14 protein-coding genes and 2 pseudogenes are annotated in these 14,338 nt (G+C 64.2%); 8 read left to right on the forward strand and 8 right to left on the reverse strand.

The genetic code is table 11. The features are described from left to right. Window positions 1–22: 22 nt before the first annotated feature. The 5 genes and pseudogenes from ACWA13_RS17455 to ACWA13_RS17475 all read left to right on the forward strand — a co-directional run. Window positions 23–118, forward strand: a pseudogene (locus ACWA13_RS17455) (IclR family transcriptional regulator); the annotation flags it as partial. A gap of 36 nt (window positions 119–154) precedes the next feature. After that, window positions 155–484 carry an SCO4226 family nickel-binding protein gene (locus ACWA13_RS17460; protein WP_463935616.1) on the forward strand — a complete coding sequence of 110 codons (330 nt, stop codon included), beginning with the start codon at window positions 155–157 and terminating at the stop codon, window positions 482–484. Between the two features lie 196 nt (window positions 485–680). Continuing rightward, complete coding sequence (locus tag ACWA13_RS17465; RefSeq protein WP_463935617.1) at window positions 681–2,024, forward strand: ATP-binding protein; 1,344 nt, start codon at window positions 681–683, stop codon at window positions 2,022–2,024. Between the two features lie 84 nt (window positions 2,025–2,108). Continuing rightward, the gene (locus tag ACWA13_RS17470) at window positions 2,109–4,469 is read left to right on the forward strand and encodes a hypothetical protein (protein WP_463935619.1); all 2,361 of its coding nucleotides are present in this window, start codon (window positions 2,109–2,111) and stop codon (window positions 4,467–4,469) included. 95 nt (window positions 4,470–4,564) lie between these two features. Next, window positions 4,565–5,771: pseudogene (locus ACWA13_RS17475) on the forward strand (low temperature requirement protein A). A 12-nt stretch (window positions 5,772–5,783) separates the two neighbouring features. Here ACWA13_RS17475 and ACWA13_RS17480 read toward each other — a convergent pair. Together ACWA13_RS17480 and gluQRS are read right to left on the reverse strand one after the other, a co-directional pair. After that, on the reverse strand, window positions 5,784–6,389 hold the full coding sequence (locus ACWA13_RS17480; RefSeq protein ID WP_463935621.1) for an HD domain-containing protein: 606 nt from the start codon (window positions 6,387–6,389) through the stop codon (window positions 5,784–5,786). 40 nt (window positions 6,390–6,429) lie between these two features. Next, a complete protein-coding gene (gluQRS, locus tag ACWA13_RS17485; protein ID WP_463935623.1) occupies window positions 6,430–7,317 on the reverse strand; it encodes a tRNA glutamyl-Q(34) synthetase GluQRS in 888 nt (295 codons plus the stop codon). Window positions 7,318–7,695: 378 nt separating this feature from the next. Between gluQRS and ACWA13_RS17490 the strand changes: the two genes are divergently transcribed. Further along, a complete protein-coding gene (locus ACWA13_RS17490) occupies window positions 7,696–8,157 on the forward strand; it encodes an Lrp/AsnC family transcriptional regulator (RefSeq protein ID WP_463937963.1) in 462 nt (153 codons plus the stop codon). Between the two features lie 48 nt (window positions 8,158–8,205). Here ACWA13_RS17490 and ACWA13_RS17495 read toward each other — a convergent pair whose 3' ends face one another. The 3 genes from ACWA13_RS17495 to ACWA13_RS17505 all read right to left on the reverse strand — a co-directional run bounded on the left by ACWA13_RS17495 (window position 8,206) and on the right by ACWA13_RS17505 (window position 9,881). Beyond that, entirely contained in the window at window positions 8,206–8,577 is a 372-nt protein-coding gene (locus ACWA13_RS17495) for a YybH family protein (RefSeq protein ID WP_463935625.1), read from the reverse strand. A 70-nt stretch (window positions 8,578–8,647) separates the two neighbouring features. Beyond that, entirely contained in the window at window positions 8,648–8,890 is a 243-nt protein-coding gene (locus ACWA13_RS17500) for a putative antibiotic biosynthesis monooxygenase (RefSeq protein WP_463935626.1), read from the reverse strand. Between the two features lie 61 nt (window positions 8,891–8,951). Then, entirely contained in the window at window positions 8,952–9,881 is a 930-nt protein-coding gene (locus ACWA13_RS17505) for an NAD(P)/FAD-dependent oxidoreductase (protein WP_463935628.1), read from the reverse strand. Window positions 9,882–9,958: 77 nt separating this feature from the next. On the opposite strand from ACWA13_RS17505, the gene ACWA13_RS17510 reads away from it, so the two are divergent. After that, complete coding sequence (locus ACWA13_RS17510; RefSeq protein ID WP_463935630.1) at window positions 9,959–10,573, forward strand: helix-turn-helix domain-containing protein; 615 nt, start codon at window positions 9,959–9,961, stop codon at window positions 10,571–10,573. 7 nt (window positions 10,574–10,580) lie between these two features. Here ACWA13_RS17510 and ACWA13_RS17515 read toward each other — a convergent pair whose 3' ends face one another. From ACWA13_RS17515 to ACWA13_RS17525, 3 genes are all read right to left on the reverse strand, one after another. Further along, window positions 10,581–11,543, reverse strand: coding sequence for a hypothetical protein (locus tag ACWA13_RS17515; protein WP_463935632.1), 963 nt, complete (start codon window positions 11,541–11,543; stop codon window positions 10,581–10,583). Between the two features lie 9 nt (window positions 11,544–11,552). Further along, window positions 11,553–12,053: a DUF456 domain-containing protein gene (locus tag ACWA13_RS17520; RefSeq protein WP_463935634.1), complete on the reverse strand. Its 501-nt coding sequence runs from the start codon at window positions 12,051–12,053 to the stop codon at window positions 11,553–11,555. Window positions 12,054–12,332: 279 nt separating this feature from the next. After that, on the reverse strand, window positions 12,333–13,622 hold the full coding sequence (locus tag ACWA13_RS17525; RefSeq protein WP_463935636.1) for an MFS transporter: 1,290 nt from the start codon (window positions 13,620–13,622) through the stop codon (window positions 12,333–12,335). 101 nt (window positions 13,623–13,723) lie between these two features. On the opposite strand from ACWA13_RS17525, the gene rraA reads away from it, so the two are divergent. Next, on the forward strand, window positions 13,724–14,221 hold the full coding sequence (gene rraA / locus ACWA13_RS17530; protein WP_463935638.1) for a ribonuclease E activity regulator RraA: 498 nt from the start codon (window positions 13,724–13,726) through the stop codon (window positions 14,219–14,221). Window positions 14,222–14,338 lie beyond the last annotated feature (117 nt).

The following is a 14,338-nucleotide window of genomic DNA, read 5'->3' on the forward strand; positions in this document are numbered from 1 at the left end:
GCACATCGCTGACCGGCCAGGCCTGCTGCCGGGATCTGCGGCATCGGCACGTTTCCCACTGGAGGACCTGGTCCGGCCAAGCCTGCGGCGGCTGGCGGAGGAGACCGGCGAGAGCGCCCGTGAGAGCACGGCACCATCCAGGAAAACTTACCTCTTGACGGCTCTGGGACCCGGGTCTAACGTCGGCATCATCCTCGGTATTCACCGTAGAACAACCCAGGGAGGCAGCACAAAGATGCCGGAGTTCATGGATATCCACCGCAACATGTCCGGGCTCACTAAAGAAGCCCTTCAAGCCGCGCACGACGCCGACCTCGCCATTCAAAGTGACGAGAATGTGGAATTCAAAACCGCATGGGCCGACCCCGACGCCGGCGTGGTTTACTGCCTGTCCGAAGCCCCGTCCGCGGACGCCGTCAGGCGCATCCACGAGCGGGCAGGCCACCCGGCGGACGAGGTTCACCCCGTTCCCATCAAGGTCTGACCAGCAGTAAAGTTCGACGGCGGCACCCGGGTTTCCTGCGAACGGAACCCGGGTGCCGCCGTCGTTGTCTGCTTGCCCGCTGGCGTAACGAAGCGGCAGGCAGGCGGCGCAAGGGTGTCAATCGCCTATGCTCAGCAGCATGCCGCACTCCGCGGCTCTGCCCAGTTCAATGACGAACCACCCCGGGAGACACCACATGACAACCTGGCGGATCAGGGACTTCCATTCAAGCGACCTGGACGGCATCCTGCACTTGTGGGAGACGCTTAAGGCCTCCAACGTGGAGCCGGTATATGCCCTCTCCGAGGTGCTGGCCTCCTGCGAAAAGGACCACGCGGTGGTGGCGGTGCAGGGCGAAACGGTGGTGGGTGCCGCCGTCGGACGGGCCGCGCACGACCAGGGCTGGATCGTTTTCCTTGCCACGCTGCCGGAAAACCGTGGCCAGGGTATTGGCACCTCACTGCTGTCCGCCGTCGAGAACCGGATGGCCCCGCATGGACTCAACAAGCTGTCTGCGCTGATGCCCGAGGCGGAAACGCGCGTGGAGGCGTTTGTCAGCCGCGGCTTCGCGCTGAAGAAGAACCTCCGGTATTTTGAGCGGACCATTCCTGTCCAGCGGCAGGAGCTGGGCGCGTTGGGGCAGCTGGGCGGCCGCGTACTGGCGCGGGACCTCTGGGAGAACGTTGCGGGCATGCGCAAGGAAAAGGAGCTGCTGGAACGACGTTTAGTCCTGCCGCTCGCCGAGGCCGATCTGGCAGACGAATACGGTGTGGTGCCGCCACGCGCGGTGGTGTTGTTCGGTCCACCCGGCACCGGCAAAACCACGTTTGCCAAGGCGATTGCATCCCGCCTCGAGTGGCCCTTCGTGGAGGTGTTTCCGTCACGGCTCGCCGCCGATCCGAAGGGCCTGGCCGGTGCACTCCGGGAGACGTTCCTGGAGATTTCCGAGCTGGAACACGCTGTGGTTTTCATCGACGAGGTGGAGGAGATCGCGTCGCAGCGCTCCGGTGAACCGCCGTCGCCGTTGCAAGGCGTCACCAACGAGCTGCTCAAGATCATTCCGGCATTCCGCGAACAGCCGGGACGGCTGCTGGTCTGCGCCACCAACTTCATTCGCGCACTGGACACCGCATTCCTCCGCCACGGCCGCTTCGATTACGTAATTCCCATCGGCCTGCCGGACGCGCAGGCGCGCACTGCCATGTGGCAGCGGTTCATCCCACCGTCCGTGGTGGATTCCGTGGATGTTGCCCTGCTGGTGGAGCGGACGCAGGGGTTCTCGCCCGCGGACATTGAGTATGCGGCGCGAAGTGCCTCCCAGCGGGCGCTGGAGAACGTTGTGTACGGAAAGAACAACGACGGCGCCTCCGGGGTCACGCTATCTTCCTCCGTCGCGGTTGAGGAGGCCGTCCGGAAGACTGTCCGGAAGGGTCCTACCACCCAGGATTACCTTGATGCAATCGGAGAAACCCGGACCACGGTGAGCGAGGAGGTCCAGAGGGACTTCCTCGAGGACATTGGCTCGCTGGGGCGGGTCTAGGACCGGTCCCCTGGCCCGGAGAGTTATCCACATAGCGTGCATAGAGAGGGCGGATACGGCACGCCGTTTGGCAGGATGGCCGGTATGACGGCCCTCCTGGAAGAGAACCCCGGCAAACACAACGCCGGTGAACTGATCACGGCTGCCATGATCCTGCGTCAGCAGATAGTTGATACGGACACCGCTGCCACCGGCGCCGGTTCCGTGGCCGGCCAAATCCCTGGAGCATGGCAGGGAACGGATGCCTCGGCATGCACAGCCCTGCTGAACGGCATCCAGCAGCATCTCAAGCGCGTCTCGGAAAACCTGCTGGGGCAGTTGGCCGGAGTGGACCGCTACCGGCAGGACCTGGAGGGGATTTCCCGCTCGTTCGGCCCAATCCGGGCCCGCATTGAACTGGCCAGGGAATGGCTGCGCCTGCACCCCGATCCGGCATCGTCCGGCATGATGTATCCGCGCGGCATGAGTGCTGACGCTGAAGTTGCCTATGCGCGGCTACTCGCTGAGCGCCAGGTCCGGACTGAGGAGATAGCCAGCTGCCAGCGGGACATCGAGAGCCTCTGGGAGCAACGCCGGGACGCAGACCGGGCAGCCGTTGCAGCCGTTGCCACCCATCGCGTGAGCGACTGGAAATCGGCACGACGGCAGCTTGTGGAATTCGGCATCGCCGATCCCCGCAGGGCCAGCCCGGCGCAGGTAGCGGAAGTAATGGCTGCCAAGTCCCGGGACATTCTTCGCCGCCACCCGCCCACCGCTGAGTCCTATGCTCAACTCAAGGACCTCCTGGACGCCTACGGCTATTCCGCCGAACACATGGACGCCTTCTTCACAGCCCTAGGCGGTACGGAAGCCGCCCGGCTCGTGGGTTCCTTTCCCGCGTCCCGGGAGGGCAGGCCGGGCTCTGAATCCTCCAGCTTCCCGCAGGCCATGCGATCGGCCTTTGTGCTGGCCTCGCAACGCTGGAATGACTCGGAGGCCGCCGCTATGGCTTCCGGGCTGCTGCCGGACGTTGGACTCGAGACCCTTAACCGCCCGGACTTCGACGCAGGCATGGTCCAGGACCTTAGGACAGGAAATACGGGCCTGGCCTACCTGCTGTCCGGCGCTGCCATCGGAGCTCCACTGGCCTTGGCGCTGGCCCGCCGGGTTGACCAGCGGGAACGGATCCAGGACTCGCCGGTCCAGACGGGAACTTCCACCCCACTCCCCGCGATCATCCAGGCAGAAACAGCCCAGCCAGGGGCAGCAGACCGAGCAGCTGAACGTCTCCGCGATCCGGCAGGGCTGGTCTTCAGCCAGCTGGCCCACTCACCCGAAGCGTCGCACGCTTTCCTCACCGAGGCGGACGGAGCAGACCGGATCCGCCACTGGTACGGCCGGGACTGGCAGGCAGCGAACGGGAACGACGCTGATCGTTTCGAAGGCGCACTCGCGGTCTGGGCTTCTGCCTCCATCCATCCGGCCGGTCTCGACAGCGCCGAGTGGGACCAGCTGGCAGCCGGATCCGGGCTCATCATCACCACGCTGGCTCACAATCCGCACTTTCAAAAGGATGGACTCAGTCCCGCCGCCGTCGAATCGCTGACCTTTGCTGCCGCCATCCAGCTGCCTGGCCTGCTCGAATCAAGCTTCCTTGAAGACGCCGGAGTCAATCCGGGCGACGCAATCACCACGGACATCCGGATGCCTGACGGCTCATCCCGGCGTGCCGCCGTGCTGGATGAGGAAGTAGTGTCTGGGGTCATCGGCCGCATCTATGGAAGCGGAGGAGGCGGGGCCATGGATGCGTTCGCGGCGGACTACTCGGCGGCACTGGCCCGGCACGCCCAGGGCACGGACAACCCGATCGATGTGCTCGGCGTCGGCAAGCGGCTGGTCCATTTGCACGCCCTCCTGGACGCCGCCTCGGATGGCGCCGGCATTGTGGCAGGGGCTGACCAGGATGAAGCGGCTAAAGCCGTGATCAAACCGGTTGAGTCTGTGGTTGGGCTCGTCCCGGTCAAGAAATTTATCCCGAAGTTTGGTGACTTGCCCAAACCTGTGCAGGATGGCCTGCTGGGTCTTGTGGACAAGGGGGTCAGCGAGGGAAGTACCTTGGCGGAAACCCTGTGGGCGGGCAATGAAAGGCATGCCATCGCTGCGGCTGACGGTTCTGAGGAATTGCGAACGCTGCAGCTCAAGGCCGCCGTGATGGCCACCCTCGCCGGGGCTCTTGACGTGCCGGTAGAAGGTCCGGTCCCGCCCGTCAGCGGCCAGGACGCGGATGATTACCGGACCTGGATTGCCCAGTTGGAACCAGTTCTGGACCAGGAGATTGAGGGCCGGTACAACCTCTTGGCGGACAGGGCAGGGGTAAGTCGCAGTCAATACCCTGAGAGCACCGCCTCGATTATGGCGACTTACGACGACAGCTACGCACATTTGCGCAATGCCGTTGTCAGATAGCCCCAGCTGCATCGCTGCCGGTACTGTACATTCGCAGCTACCCGACAGAAAGGGCATCCGGAATGCCGTTCAGTTCCCGCCGCGTCCTCCCTCGAATGGGCGGACGCGATCCGCACGCGCCGCACCGCCCGGCCACTCCGCTGGAGCTGTTCTTCGATCTGACCTTCGTCATTGCCTTCAGTGTGGCCTCCAGCCAGTTCGCCCATGCCATTGCCGAAGACCACCTGGCGCCCGGACTCATCGGCTTCACCTTCGCAATGTTCGCGGTGAACTGGGCCTGGATTAACTTCACGTGGTTCGCCAGCGCCTACGACACGGACGACTGGATTTTCCGGGTCGTCCATGGTGCAGATGGTGGGCGTACTGGTGCTGGCCATGGGAGTGGAACCGCTTTTCCACTCCCTTGTCGAAGGCGAGCATGTGGACAACGCCGTGATGGTCCTGGGCTACGTTGTGATGCGGGTGGCCCTGATCTTCCAGTGGATGCGGGTGGCCCGGCAGGATCCGGAACGCCGGCATGTAGCACTCCAATACGCGGGATACCTGGCCATTGTGCAGCTCGGCTGGGTGGCTGTGATCTTTATCGACGCCCCTGTTCTCACTACAGTCCTGATGATCCTGCCCTTATTTCTCATGGAGATGGCAACGCCGTGGGTGGCCGAACGTCGGTCAAAAACACCTTGGCACGCCCACCACATAGCCGAGCGCTACGGCCTCCTGGCCATCATTGCCCTGGGTGAATGCCTGATCGGAGCCATTGAAACTCTCCGGGTCATCGTCGCCCTCCACGGCTGGAGCCTTAACGCGGCCCTGGTCGGGCTGGGCGGAACAGGCCTGGCCTTTGCCCTGTGGTGGGTCTACTTCACTCTGCCCAGCGGCGAGGCCCTTCATGTCCGGCGCGAGAAGTCATTCGTCTTCGGCTACGGACATATGCTCATCTTCGCCGCCATCGCCGCCGCCGGGGCCGGTCTGCACGTGCTGGCGTACTACATCGATCACGAGGCGCACATCAGCGCAGCAGCCGCCGTAGCCGCCGTAGCCATCCCCGTTGCAATATTCAAGATTGCCCTGAACTGGGTCTACGGTTCATTGACCGGCTTCGATGCGCGGAACCTCGTGATGACAGCTGTGGTGGTGGCATCGTGCGGGCTTGGCGTCGCCCTGGCAGCTGCCGGGCTGCCCGTCACGGCTTGCCTATTGGTCATCGTGGCCGGGCCGGCCTTCGTGATTGTGGCGGACGAGGCCGCCGGCCGGAAATGGCGTGAAACCGATCTGGCCCGCCTGCACAGCCGGACGGGCTGACCGGACGAAGGGCTAGTCCGTCGCTTCCTCGAGGTCGGTCAGTTCTTCCAGTTCGGGCAGCAGCGCAGGGTTAACCCGTTCAAGGATCAGCCGGATCTCTTCGGCCGGAACAGCCGTGTACAGGACGGGACGGGCCTCGGAATAGCGCGTGACCGGCGGCTTGTCCGGCCACTTCTCGGCCAGGGCCTTGACCCGCTCGGGCACAGAATTATGGGCGTTGTCCGCGATTTTGACCAAGGTGGCATCGTGGTCCTCGGCGATCTCGCGGATGATCCCCTGGTAGTCATCAGGGTTCTCATACATGCTCTTGGTGACCCGTTCGATGATCTCCACTGCCCGCTCTGAGACGCCCATGTCCAGCAACGCCTGCCGGGTAATAGGAGTGTCCTCGGCAATGTCGTGGAGGTAGCCGGCGATCTGGATGTCGTCGTCGAAATCGGCCAGGGCATCCCCGACGGCCAGCACGTGATCGCGGTAGGGTCGCTTGAGTTTGTCCTTCTGGCGGTTGTGGGCCACCTCGGCCAGGACACGGGCAGTTTCGACGGTAAAACGTGGAGAGGCAGTACCTGCGGGATTGGAGGCGTACGCGGACTCTTCAGGAGCAGGGGTTTGGGACATGCCTTCCAGATTACCCGGCTGTCCCCAATCGGAGCCCTCCCTAGAGCCCGGGCATCCCCTTCCAGATCCACGGTTCCCGGGGCAGCTTCGCGGGATCAAAGCCGGCGAGCGCGGACTCCAGGGTTTCCGGCAGGGCCAGCGAAGCCAGCACGAAGGCGGCCACATCGGCGGCGGAGTGGCCCGCGAGGGCGAGATCCGCCAGGGTCACGGCGCCGTCGCGCTTGGCCAGCCGGGCGCCGTCGGCATTGAGTACCAGTGGAACGTGGGCGTAGTCCGGCACCGGATATCCCAGCAGTGACGCCAGGTAGGCCTGCCGCGGTGTCGACGGCAGGAGGTCGTCGCCGCGGACCACCTGGTCCACGCCCTGCCCGGCGTCGTCCACCACCACCGCGAGGTTGTAGGCGGCAACACCGTCGTTGCGGCGCAGCACAAAATCATCCACCACGCCGGTGAACCCGCCATGCAGGACGTCGCTGACGGTAAGTTCTGAAACCCCGGAGCGCAGCCTGATCGCGGCCGGGCGCACGGCCCGCCGGGCATCGCGCTCCTCCGCAGACAAATCCCGGCACGTGCCCGGATAGGCGCCTTGGGGAGCGTGCGGGGCGGATGGCGCTTCCTGTATTTCACGCCGGGTGCAGAAACATTCGTAGGCCAGGCCGGCCGCGGAAAGCCGGTCGATCGCGGCCGCATAGAGAGGTTCCCGGTCCGTCTGGCGCACCACGCCGCCGTCCCACGTGACGCCCACAGCCTGCAGGTCCCGCAGCTGCACGGCTTCGGCGCCTGCCCGGGCCCGGTCCAGGTCCTCCACCCGGAGCAGGAAGGCCCTCCCGGTGGAACGTGCGAAGAGCCAGGCGAGCATGGCGGTGCGCAGGTTGCCGACGTGCAGTTCGCCCGAAGGGCTGGGGGCGAAGCGGCCTGCGAAAGTCATGACCCAAGCCTATGCCGCCACGCACAAGAGCCCCTCAGCTACAGAACGCTGCGGACACTTCCGCGGTTCGGTGGCTCAGGGGCTCTTGCCGTGCCACTCGCGGGGCGGTGGCACTTGTGAACAAGTAATCCGAATGAGAGATGGGCTAACAGACGTTGGTGTGAACAAGAGTCAGTCAGCGGCAGCGTCCTTGCGGGATGCCTGATCCAGGGTCCGGGTGGTGTGCCGGGTTTCCTGTAGCCTGTGCGGGATTCAGCGTTCGCCGTTGTCCCTGTTGCCACTATTTGAGCAGGAGTCCTACAGTTGGCACAACAAGCATCAAACTGGCTGGTCAATCTGACCAGTACTTGCCGGCAGTAGATTCCGAAAGTGGGCACTTTGCAGATCCTCGACACCACCGACCGCCGTATCCTCATGGCGCTCGACGACGATCCCCGCCTTCCCATCATGGTCCTGGCCCAGCGGCTGGGGCTGGCGCGCGGAACTGTCCAGTCCCGACTGGAGCGGATGACGGCGTCGGGCGCCCTTCGTCCCAACAGCAGCCGCGTGCTTCCTGCCGCGATGGGCAGGGGCGTGTCCGCAGCGGTCAGTGCCGAGCTGGACCAGAGCCACCTGAACGAGGCGATTGCCGCGCTGCGTGAGATTCCCGAAGTCCTCGAATGCCACGCACCCGCCGGCGATACCGACCTGCTGATTCGTGTGGTGGCCACCAGCCCCGATGATCTGTACCGGGTATCCGAAGAGATCCGTCTCTGCCCGGGCATTGTCCGCACCTCCACCAGCATGTTCCTGCGTGAGGTGATCCCCTACCGGACCACGGGCCTGCTCCGCGAAGATTAAGGCTTGAATGGGCGCCGCTCCCAATCGCCGCTCCCGTAGCTGGACGCGTCAGGGAGCTGCCTGGCTGCCGTCCTCCATGAACCATTCGGTGAATTCCGCCGCGCGGCCATCCGGCGTGAGTCGGATGATCCAGAGGTTGTGATAGCTGGGCAGGTCCCCCAGGTAGTCCGTGTAACCCTGGACAAAGGCGAGGTCACCGTCAGTGCCGAGCAATTTCCAGTCGAAGGTCCAGCCCCCGGGCTCGTCCTTCGCCTCAAGCCAACGCTCAACGATTTGCTCGCGCCCAATCCACGGGTCGGGGTCATGCGGCCTGGTGGCGTACACAGCGTTGTCACTGAAGAGCGCCCCAATATCTTCCGGTTCGTTGGTTGTCCATGCAGAAATGTACTTCTGCATCCAGGACCTGATTGCCTCACTCATTTCTCCGTTGTACTCCGGGGCCGCTACAGCCACAAGAGCCGGGTAAGAGAAGTGCTGGCCACTCTGTTTCTCAACGTCGGTTTATTAGGAGGGTGCGCAGCCGCTGAAGCTGCGGCATGATGCCGTAGATAACGATGGGAACTGCAACGGTGGCCAGGACAAATGTCCGCAGGACAGGGTTCAGCGTGGCCAGCCAGTCTCCGAGGACGAGGTTGATGGCGGTCAAGGTGGGGAAGACAGCGAGCCAGATCATCAGTGCCAGCTGGTGCTTTGTTGGCGGTGCAGGGCGAGTGGCTGTTGAAGGACTGGACATAGGAGCTCCTTGATAGCTTTTCTATTGGGTTGAAAGTTCGCTGAGGTCGGAAAGACCGGGGTTAGAAGCCCATATTGAAGGCCTTGACGGCTCTTCTGACGTCCTCGTCCACCAGGTCGGCGTTGATTGCCATGGCTGCTGCGGATCCTTCGCCGGCCGCCGTAATGACCTGAGCCCGCGGATTGGCCACGTTGCCCGCTATCCATACCCCCGGAACGGTGGTTTTGCCTGTCCCGTCTTTGACGGCCCACCCGGTTTCATCTATTTCACAGCCGAGGCCGGCGAGGAGGTCATTGTTCGGAACGAAGCGCGGCGGTACGAAGAGGACGTCGCGCGGGATGATCCTGCCGTCGTCCATTTCGATGCCTTGCAGGCGGTCATCTTCCGTCCGGATGCGGGTGACGCCGCCTTCCACAATTCCGATGGCACGGGCAACCAGCTCTGAGCGTTGTGCGGGTGTTAGGAACCCGGCTGGTACGAACAAGACGACGTCCTTGGCCCATTGCCGGACGATCTGTGCGTACCGGAGGGTGTCCGGTGAGCCGCCCAGGACACCCAACTGCTGGTCACGGACTTCGTAGCCATGGCAGTACGGGCAGTGGAGGACATCCCGCGCCCATCGGTCGGCAAGGCCGGGGATGGGTGGCAGCTCATCGCGAAGTCCGGTGGCAACGAGGAGGCGCCGGGTGGAAAAGCGCCGGCCATCTGATAGCAGCACCCAAAACGCCGAGCTGCCGGCCGGGACCAGTTCGGTGACAACCCCGCCAGCGATTTCGCCTCCGTAGCCTTCCACCTCGTCCCGCCCCATGGACAAGAGCTCAGCGGGCGGCAGGCCGTCACGGGAAAGGAAGCCATGCATATGAGTCGCCGGGGCGTTGCGGGGTGCACCGGAGTCGACTACAAGGACTTTGCGGCGGGCCCGGGTCAGCACCAGTGCTGCGGACAATCCTGCGGCGCCACCGCCCACTATTACGACATCGTGTTCATTCATGGCCTCAGAATCATCCGGAATTCCAGTCCCGGCAACAATCGTTGCCGTTTCCGGGAAAAAGGATGTTTGATAAGCCAGTGAATGATCAACCAGCAGGAATTGCCGCCGCGCTTGACCAAGTGGGACTACGGCTCAAGCGCCTTCGCAGGAAGCGCGGCGTGACCTTGACCAGCCTCGCAGCAGCCACTGGTATTTCCAAGAGCACCTTGTCCCGGTTGGAGACCGGCCAGCGGCGCCCCAGCCTGGAGCTGCTCCTGCCTTTGGCTCAGGCTTACCGGGTGCCACTTGATGAGCTGGTCGGCGCACCTGAAGTGGGGGACCCTCGCATCCGCCTTAAACCCCTCAACGCCAACGGCAGGACGGTCATCCCGCTGACCCGCCAGCCCGGGGGCATGCAGGCGTGGAAGATCGTCATCCCGACATCCAAGTCCGAGCCCACCCTCAAGACGCACGAAGGCTATGAATGGCTTTACGTCCTTTCGGGTCGCATGCGCCTTGTTCTCGGGGACCATGATCTGGTCCTGGGACCGGGGGAGGTAGCCGAGTTCGATACTCACGTACCCCATTGGTTCGGCAGCACGGGAGATCAGCAGGCAGAAGTACTCAGTGTCTTCGGAGGCCAAGGCGAGAAGATGCACGTCCGCGCGAGAGCAAACAAGCAGCGTAACGAGCAGCACGAACGACCGCTCTGAGAGTCCCCTACTCGCCGTGCAGCTTGTTCCAGTCCTGCTCCCACAGCCTTCGCTCTTCGACGTCCTTCCGGATAATCTCCAGCTCTGATTCCACCGGCTTACCACGAAGCCAGTCCCTGGGGTTGAGTGACTTGCGGCCGTTGTCCAGCAACAGCAGCGCCCGGTCGGAAAGGGCATCGTTGCGCAGCATCACGTGGGTCTTGCGACGCCGAAGAACTTCACCGAGTGCGCAGTCCGCCTTAGCCCGGGCGCCCAGCCGACGCAGTGCACGAGCCCTGAGAAGCAACAACGCAGCGGCAACGTCGTCGGAATTCAGCAGTCCCTCGGTCCAAATCACCACTTCCTTGTCCCTGCCCAACGCGAAGGCCAGCGCACAGCGTGCCAGCGCCGTAGGTAGCGACGGCGGCAGATTCTTCAGTGCCTGGAGCGAGGCTTCCAGCTGCCCGGTTTCCCGCAACGCGTGTGAGAGCGCCAGGAACACGGACTCCTGGCTGAACAGCACGGGGACTTCGATGCGGTCGGCAACCTCCACCCGGGTGACCACCTGCGAAAGGTAAGCAAAGGCATACTGGTTCGCTTCGTCGTCGTTCCTGGTTGCCAGCCCGCGCTGGAGGAGCTCACAGGCATACAGGTACCTGCCGTGCTGATACGCCAACAGGCCCGCCATTACACAGCACAGTCCGGCCCAGCCTGGATAGGAGCGGGCCACCACCAGCAGCCGCCCCGGTTCCCTGCTGGTGAAGATGGCATCGTGGACGGCTTTGGCAGCTTTACCCGGCCGGAGCCTAAGCCTGGGGACAACGCCATCCACCGATATCAAGGCGTGGTCACGGCCGCCCAGCACGCCTTGGACCAGCCCGCCCAGGCTGCCGGCAAGTTCAGTTACCGGAGTGCGGAAGCGGGGCTGCCCAAAGGGCGTGAGGTCACGGGTATCCCTGTAAATCGGCGCTCCAAAATCCCCCGCGGTCATTCCTCCATGCTACGTCGCCGCAGCCACCCACAGGCCAATCACCCAGGTGCTGGCCGCCAGGCACGCAAGGCCGAACTCCACCAGGATGCCCAGCCCGGTGGCCTTGAGGGCGGTCCAGCTGGTGGTGGTGGCGGTGCCAAAATTCCGCGTCCGGGCCAGTTCGCTCAGCAGCAGTCCGGCCGCGAAACCCACAAACAGCCCCACTACCGGAATAACGAACATGCCCACCACGCCGGCCACTACACCGATCACCACGCTACGGCCTGGGATGGCGTGCTGCTTCATCTTCCGGCCGGTGAGCACGGCGCTGGCGGCCATCCCGACTGCCACAAACACCACCCCGATCGCGAAGACCACCCAGCCCACCGCGCCGGCACCACCCCAAATGGCCCACGCCAGCAGGGCCGCACCGACGAGGATGCTCCCGGGCAGTACGGGAATAATCGTCCCCGCCACACCCACCAGGATGGCAAGGCCGCAAAGGACGGTTACAACAGTTTCCTGGGTCATGCCCCCAGTTTAGGGCCGGCCGGACGCCCGGCTGTCTAAGCCCACCCCGTGCCGGCAGCGGCCACCGCCCGTTTCGATGGTTCCGTTCAGGGTCGACGCCCGGGGACATCGAATGGGCACGGAACCATCGAAATGGCGGAAGGGCGAGTGGCGCCGTCGTCCAGCCTGAAGGTTCCGGGCCGACGCTGCCTGTTACAACGCTGCCCGTTACCCGGTAACCGCTGCGACGACTGCTGCCGTGACGGCCGGCGCAACCAGCGGGTCCAGCATGGGCAGGCCCTAGGCGACCGACTTGATCTTCACCACGAACACGGCACCCAGCAGGCCGATGACGGCCGCCGTCGTAAAGAGCGTGACGTAACCACCCAGGAAGGTGAGGGAGACGTACGCAAGCATCGGGGCGAATACCTGCGGCAGCGAGTTGGCCACGTTAATTACGCCCATGTCCTTGCCGCGGCTGATGGCGTGCGGGAGGACCTGGGTGAGCAGCGCGAAGTCAACGGCGAGGTAGGCGCCGAAGCCGATGCCCAGCACGGCCGCGCCCACCAGTGCTCCCGTCCACACCGGAAAGAACGCCATGATCAGGCCGGCGCAGGCGATCGTGGCGGAGGAACCGATGACGAACGGTTTCCGTTTGCCGGTGCGATCGCTCCACGGGCCCGCCAGAACCGCCGTCACCATCACCATCACTGCGTAAATCCCGGTCAGGATGAGGACACCCAACGCCGGGTCGTCGTGTTTAATCACGTCCCGCAGGAAGAACAGCAGGTACACAATGGTCAGCTGGTTCCCCACGTTGACCAGAAAGCGGGTGAGCCATGCCCACGCAAAATCCGGGTAGCGTGCCGGGCTGATCCAGAAGCCGCGGGCGAAGGTGGCCAGATGGAAGGGCTCGCGCTCTTCGCGGGGCAGCGGTGGATCGTTGCGGTGGAAAAGGTAAGGCAGCACGGAGAACAGGAGGGCGGCTGCGCAGAGCCAGTAGCCCACCATGTAGTTCCCGCTGACGACGGCGCCGAAGATCGCTCCGAGCAGGATTCCCGCCGTTTGTCCCATGGCAGCGAGCCCGCCCACACCGCCGCGCTGGAGTACCGGAACGCGGTCAGGCACGGCGGCGGTGATGGCGGCGTAGGCCGCATTCGCGCCCAACTGCACGAGGCACCAGCACAGCACCATCAGGGCCACAGCTCCGGCGCCGGACATGGCCAGGAGAGCCGCAGTTGCCAGGACGGCGCCGGCCAGGACCCAGGGCGCGCGGCGGCCAAATCCGGACACGGTGCGGTCCGACAGCGCGCCGAACAACGGATTGGCCACCAGTGAGACGGCCGCGCCGCAGCCCGTGACCAGGGAAAGGATGGCTTCCTTGTTCGCCGGATCGATGCCAATGGCCTGCTGACCGATGAAGACGTTGATGGGCCCGAAAAACGCGGCATTGATGCCTACATTGACCAGCACCAGGCCGGTGATCCAGCGGGGCGTGACCTTGACGATGGGGTCAGCAAGTGCCGATGACTGTGCGGGCGGAACGGCTCCGGAGTTTGGCGCCGAAGCAGGCGTATCGGACAGGCTCACTGCGGGCTCCCCAGAACGGTTTCTAACGTGTGGAATCAGACTATCGTGGGGCATCTGCGCACCATCCATTTCCACCCACTTTTTGAACAACAGGAGTAGCCATGGCTGAACCAAACATCACCCACCTCCCCCAAAACGTCAACACCGCGGATCTTTACGACGAACGCGGCGAGGAACTGGACTCCGTTTCCCTGCAATTCCTGTCCATGGGCGGCAGGACGCACTTCAGCGGACCGGCCCGCACCATCCGCTGCCTGGAAGACAATGCCCTGGTGAAATCTGTCCTGGGCACTCCCGGCGACGGAGCCGTATTAGTGGTGGACGGCGGCGGATCGCTGCGTACCGCCCTCATGGGGGACATGATCGCCGCGAGCGCTGTGGCGAACGGTTGGGCCGGCGTCGTTATTAATGGCGCCATCCGGGACCGGGAAGCTATTTCACAGCTTGATCTGGGTGTGAAGGCTCTTGGCAGCAACCCGCGCAAGAGCAGCAAGGCTGGTGCCGGGGAGACCGATGTGGACTTGGAGTTGGACGGGGTCCGTATCCGCCCGGGCGCTATGGTCTGGTGCGATCCGGACGGGATCCTGGTGGAACGCTGAGCGCTCGGCTGCCCCAGGACCTTGAAAATGTACACTTCGTCTCATTTACCTGCCTTTGACTCAGGGAGCAGGACTCATGGTGTAAGACTAGGGACGCCCCGACGGGCACAGACCTGA

It is taken from the genome of Pseudarthrobacter sp. TRD_SC_9, from assembly GCF_055361265.1.